Origin of the sequence: Massilia agilis, from assembly GCF_024756255.1 — a bacterium.
Lineage (GTDB): Bacteria > Pseudomonadota > Gammaproteobacteria > Burkholderiales > Burkholderiaceae_D > Telluria > Telluria agilis.
The window spans coordinates 102692-121778 of record NZ_JANUHB010000007.1 but is presented as its reverse complement, the minus strand read 5'-3'; the positions used below and the strand labels follow the sequence as shown (position 1 = coordinate 121778).

General features: G+C 66.0%; 20 protein-coding genes. 12 read left to right on the top strand and 8 right to left on the bottom strand.

The window, feature by feature from the left end; genetic code table 11:
- Positions 1 to 10: 10 nt before the first annotated feature.
- From NX774_RS22070 to NX774_RS22055, 4 genes are all read left to right on the top strand, one after another.
- Positions 11 to 1189 (top strand): CaiB/BaiF CoA transferase family protein, encoded by a 1179-nt coding sequence (locus NX774_RS22070; protein WP_258824446.1) that lies wholly within the window; start codon positions 11 to 13, stop codon positions 1187 to 1189.
- 164 nt (positions 1190 to 1353) lie between these two features.
- Positions 1354 to 2718, top strand: a complete 1365-nt coding sequence (locus NX774_RS22065; protein WP_258824445.1) for an MmgE/PrpD family protein — start codon at positions 1354 to 1356, stop codon at positions 2716 to 2718.
- A gap of 3 nt (positions 2719 to 2721) precedes the next feature.
- Positions 2722 to 3528 (top strand): HpcH/HpaI aldolase/citrate lyase family protein, encoded by an 807-nt coding sequence (locus NX774_RS22060; RefSeq protein WP_258824444.1) that lies wholly within the window; start codon positions 2722 to 2724, stop codon positions 3526 to 3528.
- Positions 3529 to 3610: 82 nt separating this feature from the next.
- Positions 3611 to 4606, top strand: coding sequence for a TRAP transporter substrate-binding protein (locus tag NX774_RS22055; RefSeq protein WP_258824443.1), 996 nt, complete (start codon positions 3611 to 3613; stop codon positions 4604 to 4606).
- 488 nt (positions 4607 to 5094) lie between these two features.
- On the opposite strand, the gene NX774_RS22050 is transcribed toward NX774_RS22055, so the two are convergent.
- From NX774_RS22050 to NX774_RS22040, 3 genes are all read right to left on the bottom strand, one after another.
- Entirely contained in the window at positions 5095 to 6552 is a 1458-nt protein-coding gene (locus NX774_RS22050) for an NAD(P)(+) transhydrogenase (Re/Si-specific) subunit beta (RefSeq protein WP_258824442.1), read from the bottom strand.
- The gene (locus tag NX774_RS22045) at positions 6549 to 6884 is read right to left on the bottom strand and encodes an NAD(P) transhydrogenase subunit alpha part 2 (protein ID WP_258824441.1); all 336 of its coding nucleotides are present in this window, start codon (positions 6882 to 6884) and stop codon (positions 6549 to 6551) included. The genes NX774_RS22050 and NX774_RS22045 overlap by 4 nt, the downstream gene beginning before the upstream one ends.
- A gap of 117 nt (positions 6885 to 7001) precedes the next feature.
- The gene (locus tag NX774_RS22040; protein ID WP_258824440.1) at positions 7002 to 8117 is read right to left on the bottom strand and encodes a Re/Si-specific NAD(P)(+) transhydrogenase subunit alpha; all 1116 of its coding nucleotides are present in this window, start codon (positions 8115 to 8117) and stop codon (positions 7002 to 7004) included.
- A gap of 251 nt (positions 8118 to 8368) precedes the next feature.
- Between NX774_RS22040 and NX774_RS22035 the strand changes: the two genes are divergently transcribed.
- From NX774_RS22035 to NX774_RS22025, 3 genes are all read left to right on the top strand, one after another.
- Complete coding sequence (locus NX774_RS22035) at positions 8369 to 8872, top strand: NUDIX hydrolase (RefSeq protein WP_258824439.1); 504 nt, start codon at positions 8369 to 8371, stop codon at positions 8870 to 8872.
- Positions 8869 to 9972: a tRNA 2-thiouridine(34) synthase MnmA gene (mnmA, locus tag NX774_RS22030; protein ID WP_258824438.1), complete on the top strand. Its 1104-nt coding sequence runs from the start codon at positions 8869 to 8871 to the stop codon at positions 9970 to 9972. Before NX774_RS22035 ends, mnmA begins: the two co-directional genes overlap by 4 nt.
- A 70-nt stretch (positions 9973 to 10042) precedes the next feature.
- Positions 10043 to 10717, top strand: coding sequence for a hypothetical protein (locus NX774_RS22025; RefSeq protein WP_258824437.1), 675 nt, complete (start codon positions 10043 to 10045; stop codon positions 10715 to 10717).
- On the opposite strand, the gene NX774_RS22020 is transcribed toward NX774_RS22025, so the two are convergent.
- A complete protein-coding gene (locus NX774_RS22020) occupies positions 10714 to 11103 on the bottom strand; it encodes an ANTAR domain-containing response regulator (protein WP_258824436.1) in 390 nt (129 codons plus the stop codon). The genes NX774_RS22025 and NX774_RS22020 overlap by 4 nt on opposite strands.
- Before the next feature lie 15 nt (positions 11104 to 11118).
- Positions 11119 to 11892, bottom strand: coding sequence for a 5'-3' exonuclease (locus tag NX774_RS22015; protein WP_258824435.1), 774 nt, complete (start codon positions 11890 to 11892; stop codon positions 11119 to 11121).
- A gap of 170 nt (positions 11893 to 12062) precedes the next feature.
- Between NX774_RS22015 and NX774_RS22010 the strand changes: the two genes are divergently transcribed.
- From NX774_RS22010 to NX774_RS22000, 3 genes are all read left to right on the top strand, one after another.
- The gene (locus NX774_RS22010) at positions 12063 to 13967 is read left to right on the top strand and encodes a CocE/NonD family hydrolase (RefSeq protein WP_258824434.1); all 1905 of its coding nucleotides are present in this window, start codon (positions 12063 to 12065) and stop codon (positions 13965 to 13967) included.
- Positions 13968 to 14150: 183 nt separating this feature from the next.
- A complete protein-coding gene (locus tag NX774_RS22005) occupies positions 14151 to 15026 on the top strand; it encodes a DUF72 domain-containing protein (protein WP_258824433.1) in 876 nt (291 codons plus the stop codon).
- Positions 15027 to 15063: 37 nt separating this feature from the next.
- Complete coding sequence (locus NX774_RS22000) at positions 15064 to 15420, top strand: COG4315 family predicted lipoprotein (RefSeq protein WP_258824432.1); 357 nt, start codon at positions 15064 to 15066, stop codon at positions 15418 to 15420.
- A gap of 83 nt (positions 15421 to 15503) precedes the next feature.
- On the opposite strand, the gene NX774_RS21995 is transcribed toward NX774_RS22000, so the two are convergent.
- From NX774_RS21995 to NX774_RS21985, 3 genes are read right to left on the bottom strand one after another with little or no spacing between them, the layout of a single operon-like run.
- On the bottom strand, positions 15504 to 15782 hold the full coding sequence (locus NX774_RS21995; protein ID WP_258824431.1) for a DUF6587 family protein: 279 nt from the start codon (positions 15780 to 15782) through the stop codon (positions 15504 to 15506).
- Between the two features lies 1 nt (position 15783).
- Positions 15784 to 17673: a ferrous iron transporter B gene (gene feoB, locus NX774_RS21990; protein ID WP_258824430.1), complete on the bottom strand. Its 1890-nt coding sequence runs from the start codon at positions 17671 to 17673 to the stop codon at positions 15784 to 15786.
- Positions 17674 to 17676: 3 nt separating this feature from the next.
- Positions 17677 to 17937 carry a FeoA family protein gene (locus NX774_RS21985; protein WP_258824429.1) on the bottom strand — a complete coding sequence of 87 codons (261 nt, stop codon included), beginning with the start codon at positions 17935 to 17937 and terminating at the stop codon, positions 17677 to 17679.
- Between the two features lie 206 nt (positions 17938 to 18143).
- Here NX774_RS21985 and NX774_RS21980 point away from each other — a divergent pair, with 206 nt between their 5' ends.
- Together NX774_RS21980 and bfr are read left to right on the top strand one after the other, a co-directional pair.
- Positions 18144 to 18359, top strand: coding sequence for a (2Fe-2S)-binding protein (locus NX774_RS21980; protein WP_258824428.1), 216 nt, complete (start codon positions 18144 to 18146; stop codon positions 18357 to 18359).
- A 248-nt stretch (positions 18360 to 18607) separates the two neighbouring features.
- The gene (gene bfr / locus NX774_RS21975; RefSeq protein ID WP_258824427.1) at positions 18608 to 19081 is read left to right on the top strand and encodes a bacterioferritin; all 474 of its coding nucleotides are present in this window, start codon (positions 18608 to 18610) and stop codon (positions 19079 to 19081) included.
- Positions 19082 to 19087 lie beyond the last annotated feature (6 nt).

The following is a 19087-nucleotide window of genomic DNA, read 5'->3' as shown; positions in this document are numbered from 1 at the left end:
GGAGACCGCCATGCGACCACTGGATGGAATCACCGTCATCACGCTGGAACACGCGATCGCCGCGCCGTTCTGCACGCGCCAGCTGGCCGACCTCGGCGCGCGCGTCATCAAGGTCGAGCGCCCCGGCGTCGGCGACTTTGCGCGCGCCTACGACCAGCGCGCACGCGGCCTGGCCTCGCACTTCGTGTGGACCAACCGCTCCAAGGAAAGCCTGACGCTGGACGTCAAGCACGAACAGGCACAGGCCATCCTCGGCAAGCTGCTCGAAGGCGCGGACGTGCTGGTGCAGAACCTGGCGCCGGGCGCCGCCGCGCGCCTTGGCCTGTCGTACGAAGCCCTGCGCGAGCGCTTTCCGCGCCTGATCGTCTGCAATATCTCGGGTTATGGCTCGGATGGTCCGTACCGCGACAAGAAGGCCTACGACCTCTTGATCCAGAGCGAAGCCGGATTCCTGTCGATCACCGGCACGGCCGACGAGATGGCCAAGGCCGGCTGCTCGATCGCGGACATCTCGGCCGGCATGTACGCGTACTCGAACATCCTGGCGGCCCTGATCCAGCGCGGCAAAACCGGCCAGGGCTGCGAGATCGACGTGTCGATGTTGGAGTGCATGGCCGAGTGGATGAACTACCCGCTCTACTACAGCATGGACGGCGCCTCGCCGCCGCCACGTGCGGGCGCGGCGCACGCGACCATCTACCCGTACGGGCCGTTCCCGGTTGGCGATGGCCGTATCGTGATGCTCGGGCTGCAGAACGAGCGCGAATGGGGGCTGTTCTGCGCCAAGGTCCTGCTGCAGCCGGAGCTGGCGACCGACCCGCGCTTCAACTCGAACTCGGCGCGCAACGCTTCGCGCGACGCACTTCGCGCAATCATCAACGAAACCTTCGCCAGCCTGAGCGCCGAACAGCTGATCGAGCGGCTCGACGCGGCACAGATCGCAAACGCGCACGTGAACACGATGCACGACATCTGGGAGCACCCGCAGCTCAGGGCGCGCAATCGCTGGGCCGAGGTGGATTCGCCCGCCGGCCCCCTGCCCGCGCTGGTGCCGCCCGGCGTGCCCAATACCTGGAGCGCGCGCATGGACCCGATTCCGGCGCTGGGAGCGCAGACGGAGGCGATCCTGGCGGAGCTGGGGTATGGGGACAAGGACATCGCGGCGCTGCGCGAGCAGAAGGCTGTTTGAAAAAAGTGTGCCCCCCTGCCCGTCGTTCCCGCGAAGGCGGGAACCCATGCTGAGCTTGCGGCCACGCGGCGCACGTTTGCTGCGACCCAGCCTCAGCATGGGTCCCCGCCTTCGCGGGGACGACGGTATTGAGGGTAGCGAAAAGAATTTGAGGAGACATTTGAATGCATGACGACCACCCCAGCCTGACACTGGCCACCTTCGCCGCCGGCCTGCGCTTCGAAGACATTCCCGCGCCGGTGATCCGCCGCGCCGAGGACCTGTTCCTGGACTGGTTCGGCTCCGCCCTCGCCGGCAAGACCGGCAAACCGGTGCAGATCATCGAATCGTTCGCGCGCCGCATGGGTCCGCAGGACGGCCCGTCCGAAGTGTTGGCCTTGCGCCGCAAGACCAGCCCGCTGTTCGCCGCGATGGTCAACGCCGCTTCGTCACACTATGTCGAGCAGGACGATGTGCACAATGGCTCGGTGTTCCACCCCGCGACCGTGGTGTTCCCGGTGGCGCTGGCGGTGGCGCAATCGACCGGCGCCAGCGGGCGCGAGCTGCTGGCCGCTTCCGTCGCCGGCTACGAGGTCGGCATCCGCGTCGGTGAATTCCTCGGCCGCTCGCACTACAAGATCTTCCATACCACCGGCACCGCCGGCAGCCTTGCCGCCGCTGCGACCGTCGGCTGCCTGCTCAAGCTCACGCCCGAGCAAATGCTGCATGCCTTCGGTTCGGCCGGCACGCAGGCCGCGGGACTGTGGGAATTCCTGCGCGACGCCGCCGACTCCAAGCAGCTGCACACCGCGCACGCGGCAAGCACCGGCCTGATGGCGGCCTACATCGCCAGCGAAGGCTTCACCGGCGCGCGCCGCATCCTGGAAGGCGCGCAGGGCATGGGCGCCGGCATGTCGCGCGACGCCGACCCGGCAAAGCTGGTCGCGGGCCTGGGCCAGCGCTGGACGCTGGCGGAAACCTCGTTCAAGTTCCACGCTTCGTGCCGCCACACCCATCCCGCGGCCGACGCGCTGCTGCAGGTGCTGGCCGCGCACGGCCTGACGGCGGAGGACGTCGCGCAGGTGACCACCCGCGTGCACCAGGGCGCGATCGACGTGCTCGGCCCGGTGGTCGATCCGAAGACCGTGCACCAGGCGAAGTTCTCGATGGGGACCGTGCTTGGCCTGGCCGCCGTGTTCGGCAGTGCGGGGCTGAAGGAGTTCGACGAATCGTTCCGCGACCCGCGCGTGATCGCGTTCCGCGACAAGGTGGAGATGGTGCTGGACGAGGAAGTGGACAACGCCTACCCGGCGCGCTGGATCGGCAAGGTCACGGTGCGCACCAATGACGGCCGCAGCTTCGATGGCCGCGTCGACGAGCCGAAGGGCGACCCGGGCAATACGCTGTCGCGCGAAGAACTCGAAGCGAAGGCACTGCGCCTGGCGCAGTTCTCGGACGCCGCCAGCCCTGCCGAATTACGCGCCGCCTTTGCGCGCATCTGGGACCTGGAGCACTGCGACCGGATCGACACCTTGCTGGCCGCGCGCTGATCCATGCTGTCGCGTTCCTATCTCTTCGTGCCCGGCCACCGGCCGGACCGCTTCGACAAGGCCTGCGCGGCCGGCGCCGACCAGGTGATCATCGACCTGGAGGATGCGGTGCCCCCCGCGGACAAGGTGGCGGCGCGCGCGGAACTGGCCGCATGGCTGTCGCCCGAGCGCCGGGTACTGGTGCGCATCAACGGCGCCGACAGCGAATGGTTCGAGGACGACCTGACCCTGTGTGCCATGCCTGGCGTGGCCGGCGTCGTGCTGCCCAAGGCCGAGCGGACGGCCGACCTGGCCACGCTCGCCGCGGCCGGTGCCCCGGCCATCCTGCCGCTGGTCGAGACCGCGCTCGGGCTGTGGAACTGCTCGGTGCTGGCGCGCATGGAGCGCGTCGAGCGGCTGGTGTTCGGCGCGATCGATTTCTGCCTTGACCTGGGCATCCGGGAAGGGCACGAACAATTGCTGTACGCGCGCTCGCAGCTGGTGCTGGCTTCGCGCGTGGCGGGCATTGCGGCGCCGGTCGATGGCGTGACCACGGCGTTCGACGACCTTGACCTGGTGAGCGCCGACACGCTGCGCGCGCGCGGCCTTGGCTTCGGCGCCAAGCTGTGCATTCATCCAAAGCAGGTCGTCACCGTGAACGACGCCTTCGTCGCAACGCTTGATGAGCTGGCCTGGGCCGGGCGCGTGCTGGCGGCAAACGACGCGGCACGCGGCGCCGCGGTGGCGGTGGACGGCAGGATGGTCGACCGCCCCGTGGTGCGCATCGCGCAGCAAATGCTGGACGAAGCACGGCGTCGCGGCCGCGCATGAAATAACAAATCGCGTGCCTGAAGCGGCATCGGGCGCGATCACACACCAAGCCGCATTACTTACAACCATCTGGAGACATTCTATGAAATTCAAGCCTATGCATGCGGCGCTGCTGGCCGCCGCCCTCGTCAGCGCCAGCGCCTTCGCGCAGGAGCCGATCGTCATCAAGTTCAGCCACGTGGTCGCCAACGACACGCCGAAGGGCCAGGGCGCGCTGAAGTTCAAGGAGCTCGCCGAGAAGGCGACCCACGGCCGCGTGAAGGTCGAGGTGTACCCGAACAGCACCCTGTACAAGGACAAGGAAGAGATCGACGCGCTGCAGATGGGCTCCGTGCAGATGCTGGCGCCGTCGCTGGCCAAGTTCGGGCCACTGGGCGTGAAGGAGTTCGAAGCGTTCGACATGCCGTTCATCTTCCCGGACAAGCAGGCGCTGTACCGCGTGACCTCGGGACCGGTGGGCAAGTGGTTCTTCAACAAGCTTGAAGCCAAGGGCATCCACGGCCTGGCGTACTGGGACAACGGCTTCAAGGACATGACCGCCAACAAGCCGCTGCGCGTGCCGGCGGACTTTCGCGGCATGAAGATGCGCATCCAGTCGTCCAAGGTGCTCGATGCGCAGTTCCGCGCGCTGGGCGCCAATCCGCAGGTGATGGCCTTCTCCGAGGTGTACCAGGCGCTGCAGACCGGCGTGGTGGACGGCACCGAGAACACGCCGTCGAACATCTTCACGCAGAAGACCCACGAGGTGCAAAAGCACATGACGATCTCGGACCACGGCTACATCGGCTACGCGGTCATCGTGAACAAGAACTTCTGGGACAAGCTGCCGGGCGATATCCGCACCGAGCTCGAAGGCGCACTGAAGGAGGCGACCGCCTACACCAATAAGATCGCCAGCGAGGAAAACGAGCAGGCGGTGGAGGGGATCAGGAAGGCGGGCAAGACCACCGTCTACACGCTCACGCCGGCCGAGAAGGCGCAGTGGCGCACGGCGATGGCGCCGGTGTACAAACAGATGGAGGGACGTGTGGGCAAGGAGGCGTTGCAGGCGATCGAGAAGGCGGTGGCCGGCAAATAAGCCACCGCTACGTCAGTCACCGTCGCCCCGGCGAAAGGCTGGGCGTCCCCACCGTGACCCATGCTGACTTCCCGAAGCCCGAGGCCTCAGCGCAGTGTCACAATCAGCAAGCGTCATCCCGGCGAAGGCCGGGATCCATACTGAGCATGCTACTTCGGAGATTCAGCATGGGTCCCGGCCTTCGCCGGGACGACGGTTTTGAGGACGGAGGTTTATTCGACGGCCTTGACCGTCGAGCAGATGGAGGGACGTGTGGGCAGGCAGGCGATCGAGAAGGCGGTGGCGGGCAAGTAAGGCGCCTCACTTGGCGGCGCCGTCGCCCGATTCTGGATCGGGTACGGCGCCGCCCTTCGCACCTTCCCGCGCGTCCTTCACCTCCAGGACCAATGTGTTCACGTCGGTCCTGGCTTTTTGCTGCGCGACCTGTACGGCTACCGGACGGGTATCCCATACAGGCCGCGGATGCCGGAAGAAGAACATCGTCTGGCTTACTCGACGGCTTTCACCATCGACTCGATCACCTTCTTCGCGTCGCCAAACACCATCATCGTGTTCGGCTGGTAGAACAGCTCGTTGTCCAGCCCCGCGTAGCCCGAGGCCATCGAGCGCTTGTTCACGATGATGCTCTTGGCCTTGTACGCCTCCAGGATCGGCATGCCGGCAATCGGCGACTTGGGGTCCTTGGCCGCCGGGTTCACCACGTCGTTCGCGCCCAGGATCAGCGCCACGTCGGTCTGGCTGAATTCGCTGTTGATGTCTTCCATCTCGACCACCTGGTCATACGGCACCTCGGCCTCGGCCAGCAGCACGTTCATGTGCCCCGGCATGCGGCCGGCCACCGGGTGGATCGCATAGCGCACCGTCACGCCGTGTTCAGTCAGCTTGTCCACCAGTTCCTTGACCGCGTGCTGCGCGCGCGCCACCGCCAGGCCATAGCCCGGCACGATGATCACCGACTCGGCGTTCTGCAGCAGGAAGGCCGCATCCTCGGGCGAGCCGGACTTGACCGGGCGCTGCTCCTTGGCGCCGCCAGTATCGGCCGCCGCCGCTTCACCGCCAAAGCCGCCGAGGATCACGTTGAAGAACGAGCGGTTCATCGCCTTGCACATGATGTACGACAGGATCGCGCCCGACGAGCCGACCAGCGAGCCGGCGATGATCAGCATCGCGTTATTGAGCGAAAAGCCGATACCCGCCGCCGCCCAGCCCGAATAGCTGTTGAGCATCGAGACCACCACCGGCATGTCGGCGCCGCCGATCGGGATAATGATGAGCACACCCAGCAGGAACGACAGCGCGGCCATGAGGATGTACGGCGTCCAGTGCACGCCGCCCGCGTCGGCAAAGCAGAACATCAGGCCCAGCGCGATGATGGCGATCGCCAGCGCCAGGTTGAGCATGTGCTGCCCGGCGAAGCGCACCGGGGCGCCCTGGAACAGGCGGAATTTGTACTTGCCCGACAGCTTGCCGAACGCGATCACCGAACCGGAGAACGTCACCGCGCCCACAAAGGTGCCGATGAAGAGCTCGAGCTTGTTGCCGAACGGGAGAACGCCATTGCGCTCGACGATGTTGAAGGCCCACGGCTCGGACACCGCCGCGATCGCGATGCACACCGCGGCCAGGCCGATCAGCGAGTGCATGGCCGCGACCAGCTCCGGCATCTTGGTCATCTCGACCTTTTTCGCGGCGTAGGCACCGATCGCGCCGCCCACCACCACACCCAGCAGCACCAGGCCAAAGCCCATGCCGCCCTGCGCCAGCTGCTCGCGCAGCTTCATCATCAGCGCGATGGTGGTCACGGCCGCGATGGCCATGCCGCTCATGCCGAACACGTTGCCGAGGCGCGCCGTGGCGGGCGAGGACAGGCCCTTGAGCGCCTGGATGAAGCACACCGACGCGACCAGGTACAGCAGGGTGACCATGTTCATGCTGATCGCGCTCATGCCATTTCCTCCTTGGCTTTGGCAGCAGCGGCGGGCGCGGCCTTGGGTTCCTTCTTCTTGAACATCTCCAGCATGCGCTGGGTGACGAGGAAGCCGCCGAACACGTTCACCGCAGCCAGTGCGACGGCCAGCGTGCCGGCGACTTGGCCGGCCAGCCCTTCAGTGAGGCCGGCGGCCAGCATGGCGCCGACGATGATGATCGCGGAGATCGCGTTGGTGACCGCCATCAGCGGCGTATGCAGCGCCGGCGTGACGTTCCAGACCACGTGGTAGCCCACGTAGATGGCCAGCACGAAGATGACCAGGTTGATGATGATGTGACTGACTTCCATTGCCTCCACCCCTATTCTGTAATCGGTAACCCGTAGGGTGGGCAGCTTCGCTGCCCACGCGTTCACATCGTGCTTGCGTGCGTTGGACGCGTGGGCAAGAGACTTGCCCACCCTACGTTATTGTTTGCGCAGCAGCTCGCCATCCACGCACATCAGCGTGGCGCGCACGATCTCGTCCTCGCGGTCGATGACCAGTTTGTCTTCCTTATCGATGATGAGCTTGAGGAAGTCGAGCACGTTGCGCGCGTATAGCTGCGAGGCGTCGGCCGCCACCAGCGTGGCCAGGTTCGGCTCGCCGATGATGGAGACGCCGTGCCTGACCACCGTCTTGCCTGGCTCGGACAGCTCGCAGTTGCCGCCCTGCTCGACCGCCATGTCCACGATCACCGAGCCCGGCTTCATGGCCTTGACCATCGCCTCGGTAATGAGCACCGGCGCTTTGCGGCCCGGGATCAGCGCGGTGGTGATGATGATGTCGGCCAGCTTGGCGCGCTCGCCCACCAGCTCGGCCTGGCGGCGCATCCAGTCGGCGGGCATCGGCCGCGCGTAGCCGCCGGTGCCCATCGCGATCTCGCGCTCTTCGTCGGTAACGTAGGGCACGTCGATGAATTTGGCGCCGAGCGATTCGACCTGCTCCTTGACCGGCGGGCGCACGTCGGACGCCTCGATCACCGCGCCCAGCCGCTTGGCGGTGGCGATCGCCTGCAGGCCGGCCACGCCCACGCCCATGATCAGCACGCGCGCGGCCTTGACGGTGCCGGCCGCGGTCATCAGCATCGGCATGAAGCGCTGGTAGGTATTGGCCGCCATCATCACCGCCTTGTAGCCGGCAATGTTGGCTTGCGACGAGAGCACGTCCATCGATTGCGCACGGGTAATGCGTGGCGCGGCCTCCAGCGCAAACGCGGTCAGGCGCGCGCCGGCCATCGCGGCCAGGTTGTCCTGGTCGAAAGGATTGAGCATGCCCACCAGCACCGCGCCCGCCTTCATCTGGCCGCGCTCGTGCTCGTCGGGTGCGCGGACCTTGAGCACCAGGTCGGCGCCGAGCGCGTCGGCAGCGCTGCCGATGGTGGCGCCGGCGGCCTCGAACGCGGCGTCGGTCACCGACGACGACAGCCCGGCCCCGGCCTGCACCACCACCTGGTGCCGCGCAGCCAGTTTCTTGACCGTTTCAGGGGTCGCGGCGACGCGGGTCTCGCCCGGCCGGGTTTCAGCCGGAATACCAATTCTCATCAATCCCTCCGATCAGTTGAATGTATGCACACCATCTTACACCTGAAAACCTCTTGTTATCCAAGTATCAATGTTGGTAATGGCTGAATCTGCCATTTTCAGGCCAAACATGATTCAACTGCAGTCATATCCCACGGTTTTTTGTATCAAATCAAGCTAACCTGCACGGTTCCGGCCGGGGGGCGCGCACGTATGGATGAGCGGGCCTGTGACACACCATGTAAAATGTCGGCTCATCGTCGAGGACCCGCATGCCCCATATCTGGAAACCGTCAGTCACCGTTGCCGCCATCATCGAGCGCGATGGCCGCTTTCTGCTGATCGAAGAGGAAACCAGCGAAGGGATTCGGCTGAACCAGCCGGCCGGCCACCTCGACCCGCACGAGTCGCTGGAAGAGGCGGTGGTGCGCGAGGCGATGGAAGAGACCGCGCACGAGTTCGTGCCCGAAGCGCTGGTAGGCATGTACATGTCGCGCTACATGTCCAAATCGCGCGGCACCGACGTCACCTACCTGCGTTTCACCTTCTGCGGGCGGCCCGGGCGCGAGCTTGACCGGCCGCTCGATCACGGTATCATTCGCACCCTCTGGATGACACGCGAAGAAATGGCCACCTGCCGCGAACGCCACCGCAGCCCGATCGTGCTGCAGTGCGTGGACGATTACCTGGCCGGCAAGCGCACGCCGCTGGCGTTGCTGCACACGCACGAGTCGGTGTACGACCGTGCGCTCACCCTCAAGACGGACGTTACATGAGCAAGAAAAAAGTCGTGATCGGGATGTCGGGCGGAGTCGACTCCTCGGTTGCGGCCTGGATGCTGAAGGAGCAGGGCTACGAGGTCGTGGGCCTGTTCATGAAGAACTGGGAAGACGACGACGATTCCGAGTACTGCTCGTCGCGCCAGGACTGGATCGACGCGGCCAGCGTGGCCGACGTGGTCGGGGTCGATATCGAGGCGGTCAACTTCGCCGCCGAGTACAAGGACCGCGTGTTCGCCGAATTCCTGCGCGAGTACCAGGCCGGGCGCACGCCCAACCCGGACGTGCTGTGCAACGCCGAGATCAAGTTCAAGGCCTTCCTCGACCACGCAATGAAGCTGGGCGCCGACCTGATCGCGACCGGCCACTATGCCCGCGTGCGCGAGAACAATGGCAAATTCGAGCTGCTCAAGGCACTCGACAGCACCAAGGACCAGAGCTACTTCCTGCACCGCCTGAACCAGGCGCAGCTGTCCAAGTCGCTGTTCCCGCTGGGCGAGATTGCCAAGACCGAGGTGCGCAAGATCGCCGAAAAGATCGGCCTGCCCAACGCGGCCAAGAAGGACTCGACCGGCATCTGCTTCATCGGCGAGCGCCCGTTCCGCGAGTTCCTGTCGCGCTACCTGTCGCACAAGCCGGGCCCGATCCGGCTCGACGACGGCACTTTGGTGGGCGAGCACGTGGGCCTGTCGTTCTACACGCTGGGCCAGCGCAAGGGCATCGGGATCGGCGGGCTGAAGTCGCACAAGAACGCGGACGGCACCAGCGAGCCGTGGTTCGTGGCACGCAAGGACATCGCCAACAACACGCTGTACATCGTGCAGGGGCATGACCACCCGTGGCTGCTGTCGTCGCGCCTTGCGGCGGGCCAGGCCAGCTGGGTGCTGGGCGAGCCGCCGGGCCAGCGCAAGCTGTCGGCCAAGACCCGCTACCGCCAGGCCGACGTGGCCTGCACCGTGACGTCGGAAGGCATGGAGCGCTTCGTGCTCGATTTCGACGAGCCGCAGTGGGCCGTCACGCCCGGCCAGTCGGCCGTGCTGTACGACGGCGACGTGTGCCTGGGCGGCGGCATCATCGACGGCGCCACGGCCGCCTGATCGCCTTCCGGTAACGCGCAGCGTGCTACCATTCGGCGACGCGGGGTGTCCCGCGCTGTCCGGAGGTTCCATGCTGCGCCATCATCTTTCCGCTGCCTGCCCCTCGTTCGCCGCGCTTGTGGCGCCGCCTGCAGCGCTGATGCTCGTTCTGGCCACGCTGTTGTGCGCGCCCGTCGGCGCCCAGCCTGCCACGTCGCCGCGCGACCAGGCTAACGCCATGTGGGCCGGGTCGGTGGGCGAATGGGGCCGCTATGGCATGATCGAGATGCGCGCGGACGGCAAGGTGAGCCGGCTCACGCGGTACAGCAACGGCGACTATCTCGGCGAAATCGAGGTGGCCGGGAAGGTCAAGCGGCTGCTGATGACCGGCCCGCAGCTGTCACCGCTGTACTTCGGCTTGTCCGAGCAAGAACTGGACTTCGGCCGCAACCCATTCTTCATGTTCCTCGAAGGTGCGGCGATTCCACTTTTCGCCCTGCACTCGGGCTTTCCGGGCGGTTCGGCGAGTCTGCTGCCGACGCCGGCGGAACACCCAATCAAGATTGGCCGGGATACTGCCACGATCTCCGCCTGGAACGCGCCCGGGACCGGAGTGGTGCAATACCGGCTGGCTGGCAATGCACAGTCCCCGAAGGTGGCGGGCCAGGTCAGCATGACCAGGCCCGAGCCGTTGACGCAACGCGAGATCGACAGCTGGGGCCCGCCGCAGCAGGTGAACCCGCCGAAGCCGGTCGCCCGGCCCTAGCCCGCCGCGGCCTGGTGCTTCTTGACGACCGCGATCACGGTATTGCGGATCGTGCGCAGCACCGCGTCGGCCTTGAACGGCTTGACAATGAAGCCGTGCACGCCACGCGCCACCGAGGCCTGGATGGTGGGCGCATCCAGCGTGCCGGACACCATGAAAATAAGCGCCTTGGGCAGCTGCTCGCGCAACTGCTCGACCACCTGGCTGCCGTCCTCCACCTGCTCGCGGGCGATGCAGACGAAGTGCGCCTGGTGCTTGATCGCCAGCGCCAGCCCCTGCGGCCCGGTATGGGTCTGGCCGACCACGTTGTAGCTGCCGTCGGTCAGCACCGTATTCAACAACCCGCGCGAAATCGCGTTCGAGTCCACAATCACCGCCTTGAGCATCTGCCTCCCCTGTCGTTACGCTTCGTATGCCAGCATGTTCCACGTCACGCCCAGCCTGACGTCGGTCTTGAGCTCGACCAGCTGGCGCGAAAGGTAGAGTATCTCACGCTCGGCCCTTAACCTCTCTCCAAGTGGGGTTTTCAGGATGCCGGCGCCGGCCATCACCGCGTCCAAGTCGCCATAGGCGTTGAGCAGCCGCGCGGCGGTCTTCATGCCGACCTTGGACACGCCGGGCACGCCGTCGGTGGCGTCGCCCATCAGCGCCAGCAGGTCGTGCAGGCGCTCGCTGGCCACGCCAAAACGCTGGCGCACCCAGGCGTCGTCGTGCCACTCGCCCTTGAAATGGTCCCACACCAGCGCGCCATGCGCGATCAGCGCGTGCAGGTCCTTGTCGGTAGTGGCCACTACCGCTTCGCCGCGACCCTCGGCCAGCCAGCGCAGCACGCCGGTGCCGATCACGTCGTCGGCCTCGACCTGGGGCACCGTCACCGCCCGCACGCCCACGCGCGCCAGCGACTGGTGGAACTCGGGCAGCGCGTCGCGCAGGTACGACGGCATCGGCGCGCGGTGCTCGCGGTAGCGCGGATAGAGCGCGTGCCGCCAGGTCGGCCCGCCATAGTCGAATGCGGCCAGCACGTGGGTGGGCTGGTGCGCCTCGAGCAGATTGCGGAACGACGAAAACGCATGGCGCAGCGCGATCCCCGCCTTCAGGTCCGAGTCCGGCTCGGGACTCGCCTCGTACACGCGGCGCACGATGTTCAGCCCGTCGATCGCAAGCAGCTTGCCCATGTGGTGTGGTGGATGTGGTGGATGCAGTTTTGCATTATCACTCGTCAGTGCTCCCGTGCAAAGACAGCGCTCGCGTGCGCTACCCATGCTTTTTGGGTTCGGTGTACTATGCGCAACGGCAACTTTTTGCAAAGTTGCATCAACATTCAAACGAATATGTGGAGAACCCGATGCCCCGCCGAAGCACGCTGAAGCTGTCCGCCCTCCCCTTCCTGCTCGCTGCCCTGTTCCAGCCCGCACTCGCCCAGACCCCGTACATGGCGCCGGACATTCCGGCCACCAAGTTCACGGCGACGCTGCCCGAGGCCGACTATGTGAAGCAGGAAGTAATGATCCCGATGCGCGACGGCGTCAAGCTGCATACCGTGATCGTGATCCCGAAGGGCGCGCAGCACGCGCCGATCATGCTGACCCGCACCCCGTACAACGCCTCCAAGCGCGCCGAGCGCATGGAGAGCCCGCACATCGCCTCGCTGCTGGGCGACGCCGACGACGCCTTCATCGAGCACGGCTACATCCGCGTGTACCAGGACGTGCGCGGCAAGTACGGCTCGGAAGGCGACTACGTGATGACCCGCCCGCTGCGCGGCGCGCTGAACAACACGGCGGTGGACCACTCGACCGATGCCTATGACACGATCGACTGGCTGGTCAAGAACCTGCCGCAGTCCAACGGCAAGGTGGGCATGGTCGGCTCGTCGTACGAAGGCTTCACGGTGCTGATGGCGCTGGTGGACCCGCACCCGGCGCTGAAGGCCGCCGTACCGATGAGCCCCATGGTGGACGGCTGGCGCGGCGACGACTGGTTCCACAACGGCGCGTTCCGCCAGTCGAACCTGGGCTACATCGCCAGCCAGAACGCCGCGCGCGGCAAGGGCGTGGAGATCGCCACCGGCATTTACGACGACTACGACGCCTTCCTGCGCGCCGGCTCGACCGCCGACTTTGCGCACCAGTACGGGCTGGACCAGCTGAACTTCACCAAGAAGATCTTCGAGCACCCGGCATACGACACTTACTGGCAGGAGCAGGCGCTGGACAAGATCCTGGGCAAGCGCGACCTGAAGGTGCCGACCATGACGCTGGTGGGGCGCTGGGACCAGGAAGACATCTATGGCGCCTATGCCACCTATGCGGCGCTGGAGCCGAAGGACAAGGCCAACAACATGAACTTCCTGGTGGTGGGGCCGTGGCGCCACAGCCAGGTCAACGGCGACGGCTCGACCCTGGGCGCGCTCAAGTGGACCGGCGACACTGCCGCCGAATTCCGCCGCGACTATATGCTGCCGTTCTTCGACCAGTACCTGCGCGACGGCGCGCCGAAGTTCGACACCCCGCCGGTGCTGTCGTACCAGACCGGCCCGAACCGCTGGCGCCGCCTGGACAAGTGGCCGCTGGCGCCGTCGTCCACGCCGCTGTACCTGGAGCCGGGCCTGCACCTGTCGTTCGACAAGCCGGCCGGCCAGCAGCAGTTCGACGAATACGTGTCCGACCCGGCCAAGCCGGTGCCGTTCGTGCAGCGCCCGGTGCGCATGGGCGACGGCAACGTCTGGCGTCCGTGGCTGGTGGCCGACCAGCGCCCGTACTCGGACCGTCCGGACGTGCTGACCTACGTGAGCGAGCCGCTCAAGGCGCCGCTGCAGCTGGCGGGCCAGCCGATGGTGAACCTGTTTGCCGCCACCAGCGGCAGCGACGTGGACTGGGTGGTCAAGCTGATCGACGTGTACCCGGACGAGGTGGCGCGCCAGCCCGAGATGGGCGGCTACCAGCTGGCGATCGCGATGGACATCTTCCGCGGGCGCTACAAGGATGGCTTCGACAAGCCGCATGCGATCCCTGCCAACAAGGTCGAGCGCTACCGCTTTGCGCTGCCGAACGTGGACCACGTGATCCAGCCGGGCCACCGGCTGATGGTGCAGATTCAGTCGAGCTGGTTCCCGCTGTACGACCGCAACCCGCAGACCTACGTGCCGAACATCTTCTACGCCAAGCCGCAGGATTACAAGAAGGCGACCCAGCGCATCTACCACGCGCCGGGGATGGAATCGGCCATCGAGCTGCCTGTTGTGAAGTAACCCGTCGTCCCCGCGGAGGCGGGGACCCATGGAACGCTTGTTCGGTGGCAAGCTCGAATCTAGCAACTACGCAAGCTCAGCATGGGTTCCCGCCTCCGCGGGAACGACGTTCGTAAGCCAACAATTCCGCTCCGTTCGGCACCACACGGAACTAACATCCCCGCCCGGCTATCCTTTGCCATCATGGGCGGCGCAATCTACATCGGCATTTCCGGCTGGCGTTACGAGCCCTGGCGCGGGGTGTTCTATCCCGAGGGCCTGGCCCAGCACCGCGAGCTCGAATACGCTTCGCGCCAGCTGCCAACCATCGAGATCAACGGCTCGTTCTATTCGCTGCAGCGGCCCGAAAGCTACGCCGCCTGGTACGCCGCCACCCCGCCCGGCTTCGTGTTCTCGGTCAAGGGCAACCGCTTCCTGACCCACATCCTGCGCCTGCGCGACCCGGAGGGACCGGTGGCCAACGTGCTGTCTTCGGGCGTGTTCGAACTGCGCGAGAAGCTCGGCCCGTTCCTGTGGCAGTTCCCGCCCAACTTCCAGTACGAACGCGAGCGCATGGAGCGCTTCCTCGCCCTGCTGCCGCACGACACCGACGAGGCGCTGGCGCGCGCCCGCCACTACGAGCCACGCATGGAAGGCCGCACCTCGCTCGACGCGGGGCCGAAGCGGCCGATGCGGCACGCGGTCGAAGTGCGCCACGAGAGCTTTCGCGACCCGGACTTCATCGCGCTGCTGCGCAAGTACAAGATCGCGCTCGTCGTCGCGGACACCGCCGGCAAGTGGCCGTACATGGAGGACGTGACGGCCGACTTCATGTACCTGCGCCTGCACGGCGACAAGGAACTGTACGCCAGCGGCTACAGCGAGGAAGCGCTGGAGCGCTGGGCCGCGCGCATCCGTGCCTGGACCAGCGGCGGCCAGCCCGAGGATGCGCAGCTGGCTTCGAGCAAGGCGCCGCCCAAGCGCGCCAAACGCGACCTGTTCTGCTACTTCGACAACGACATCAAGGTGCACGCTCCGTTTGACGCACGCAAGCTGATGGAAAAACTGGGCCTGCGCTAGAATCTGCTGGCAGAGTTGATGTTTTCAGGAGATTGCCATGAGATCAGTCAGCTTCATCCTCGCCGCGCTGCTGGCCACGCCCGTGCTGGCGGCCGACGCGCCGGTGCACAAGTCCGACGGCATGCTGGTCGATGCCAAGGGCATGACGGTGTACACCTTCGACCAGGACAAGGGCGGCAAGAGTTCTTGTACCGGGCAGTGCGCCGAGAACTGGCCACCAGTTGCGGCCGGCAGCACCAGGCTCGAATCGCCTTACTCGTCGATCACGCGCGAGGACGGCACCAAGCAGCTCACCTACAAGGGCAAGCCGCTGTACACGTTCTCAAAGGACAAGAGCCCGGGCGACAAGAAGGGTGACAAGGTCAAGGATATGTGGCACGTCGTAAGCGATTAGCGAGAACCGCGCGTAGGGTGGGCTCTCGAGCCCACGCGTTTTGTCACGTGGCGCGTGCCGCCGCGTGGGCTCGAGAGCCCACGCTACCGGTCGACGTGGAGCTTGATGACGCGGTGCTTGCCTGCGGGCGGCTCCGGCTCGCTGGTATCGCAGGCATGGCAGCTGCTGCAATCGCTGCCGCTGCCGCTGCCGCTGCCGCAACTGGCATCGGTATCGAACCAGCGCGCCAGCCGCGACTGCCTGGTGCCGCGCCCGTTGAGCAGGTACACGATCCGGCGCTTGAGCGCGGCCGGCAGGTACTTGCGCGCCGCAAACGCAGCGGCAACCACCACGATGACGGCGACAATCAGCTGCTGCACCATCTCAGGCCCCCAGCGCCAGCGCGACGCGGTAGGTGATGAACGACGCCGTGTACGCCAACGCGAACATGTACCCGGCCATGATGAACGAATAGCGCACGCTGCCCGTCTCGCGGCGCACCACCGACAGCGTGGACATGCACTGCGGCGCGAACACGTACCACGCCAGCAGCGACAGCGCCGTGGCCAGCGACCACGAATGCGCCAGCACCGGCGCCAGCGCGTCGGCGATGTCGTCGCCGCCACCGGCCAGCGCGTACACCGTGCCCAGCGCGCCCACCGCCACTTCGCGCGCGGCCATGCCTGGCACCAGCGCAATGCAGATCTGCCAGCCGAAACCGATCGGCTCGAAGACCACCGCCAGCGCGCGGCCCAGCATGCCGGCGATGCTGTAGTAGATCGGCGGCTGGGTCGCGCCTTCGGGCGCGCCGGGGAAGCTCGACAGGAACCACACCAGCACCATCAGCGTCAGGATGACCGTGCCCACGCGGGTCAGGAAGATGCGCGCGCGCTCCCACAGCCCGAGCGCCAGGTTTTGCAGGTGCGGCCAGTGGTAGGCCGGCAGTTCCAGCATCAGCGGCTGCTGGCGGTTTGCGCCCATGGTGCGCTTGATGAACCAGGCCACCGCCATGGCGCTGGCCACGCCGGCAAAGTACAGCAGGAACAGCACCAGGCCCTGCAGGTTGACCATGCCCCACACCTTGCGGTCGGGGATGAAGGCCGCGATGATCAGGGCATACACCGGCAGGCGCGCCGAGCAGGTCATCAGCGGCGCGATCATGATCGTGACCAGCCGGTCACGCGGGTTCTGGATCGTGCGCGCGGCCATGATGCCGGGGATCGCGCAGGCGAACGAAGACAGCAGCGGAATGAAGGCGCGCCCCGACAGCCCGACCCCGCCCATCAGCCGGTCGAGCAGGAAGGCCGCGCGCGGCAGGTAGCCGCAGTCCTCGAGCACGAGGATGAAGAAGAACAGGATCAGGATCTGCGGCAGGAACTGCAGCACCGTGCCGACGCCGCCGAAGATGCCCTCCACCAGCAGGCTGCGCAGCGGCCCTTCCGGCAGCAGGTTGCCGACGAATGCGCCGGTCGCCTCCACGCCGCTCTTGATCAGCTCCATGGGCGGCTGGGCCCAGCTGAACACGGCCTGGAACACCAGGAACATCAGCGCAGCCAGGATGACCGGGCCCACCACCGGGTGCAGCACCACGTGGTCGATCTGCTCGGTCAGGTTGCCGGTGTCGTTGGCATAACTGGTGCACTCGTCCAGGATGCGGCGCACCTCGCGCTGGGTCTCCTCGACCGGCACGGCGTCGATCGCCGCGAGCGGGTTGGGGGATACCTTGGTATCGAACGGCATGCGGTCGAGCAGCGCCAGCAGCGCCTTTTCGCCGCCGGCCTGGATCGCCACCGTCTCGACGACCGGGAAGCCCAGCTCCGCTTCCAGCTTGGCGGTGTCGATCAGGATGCCGCGTTTTTGGGCCACGTCCACCATGTTCAGCGCCAGCACCATCGGCAGGCCCAGGCGGCGGATCTCCAGCACCAGGCGCAGGTTCAGGCGCAGGTTGGTGGCGTTGACCACGCAGACGACGGCGTCAGGCGCCTGTTCGCCCTTGCGCAAGCCGGCCACCACGTCGCGCGTGATCGCTTCGTCCGGCGTTTGGGCGGACAGGCTGTAGGCGCCCGGCAGGTCGAGCACACGGAACGCGCGTCCACCGGGCGAGGTGAACGAGCCTTCCTTGCGCTCGATGGTGACGCCGGCGTAGTTGGCGACCTTCTGGCGCGCGCCGGTCAGGCGGTTGAACAGCGCCGTCTTGCCACAGTTGGGATTGCCGAGCAGCGCTATCAGCGGCGTCCTGGTCGCCGCGCGCACCTGCTGTTCCAAAGCGCCCATGGCTTACTCGGGCTTGATCGAGACCAGCGCCGCCTCGAAGCGGCGCAGGGCGAAGGTGGACTGGCCGACCTTCACTGCCAGCGGGCCGCCGGGCAGGCCGCGCTTGAGCATGCGGATACGCTCGCCCGGAACGAAGCCCAGCTCCATCAGCCGGCGCGGCACGTCGATCCCGTCTGCCCCACCGGAGGGTGCCAGGTGGATCACAATGCCGCTCTGCCCCGCTTTCAGGGCGTCCAGGGTGGTCAGGGTCGATGCCAGGGTCATGGTGTGGTGCGCGTAAGCCGGATGGACAGATGAGAACATCATAAACCTAAATGCGAATAATTTCTATTTGCGATTTGTACACGATGGGCTGCTCTGCCTCAATTCCGCAACAAAATGCTTGCGTCCGCAGTCGTGTTTGGCGAGAATATACCACAAATGAGAATGATTCTCATTCTTCTAGTCGAAACGGCAAGGAAAGAAACGCGATGATCGTCTGTGTCTGCAATAACATCTCCGACCGCGAAATCCGCCAGGCGGTGGACCTCGGGATTTCGTCGATGCCCGAACTGCACCGGGAACTGGGCGTGGGCACCTGCTGCGGCAAGTGCGTCAGCTATGCGCGGGAGGTTCTCAATGAGCATCTGGACGGCAAGGCGCAGGTGACGGAGCTGCATTTCAAGAAGAGCACCACGTCCGCTTGACCGTCCCGGCAGTAAATAACTCCCACTAGCCTGAAATCCGTCGTCCCCGCGGAGGCGGGGACCCATAGACCGCTTGCGTCGCCACGACTCGGGGGCTGACCACGACGCATGCTCAGCATGGGTCCCCGCCTCCGCGGGGACGACGTGGTTTGGGGATGTGGCGGCGCGCACGGCAGCAAATCCGACCGCGCGCCGCGTCCGGATCGCCTGCGCTAGAGTGTTTGCACAACACCACGCAAGGGCGACACATGAAGGGCGATCCGAACATCATCCGGCTGCTCAACGCGCAGCTGACCAACGAGCTGACCGCGACCAACCAGTACTTCCTGCACGCGCGCATGTACCGGCACTGGGGCCTCGTCAAGCTGGGCAAGAAGGAATACGACGAGTCGATTGGCGAAATGAAGCATGCCGACAAGCTCATCGAACGCATCCTCACGCTCGACGGCCTGCCCAACCTGCAGGCGCTGCACAAGCTGCTGGTGGGCGAATCGGCCCAGGAAATGCTGGAATGCGACCTCAAGCTCGAGCGCGCGGCCCAGCAGACGGTCAAGGAAGGCATTGCCGCCTGCGAGGTGGCGGCCGACTACGTCTCGCGCGACATCCTGCTGTCCATCCTCGAGGACACCGAGGAACACATCGACTGGCTCGAGACGCAGCTCGACCTGATCGTGAAGATCGGCTTGCAGAACTACCTGCAGGCACAGATGATCGACGAGTGAACGCGG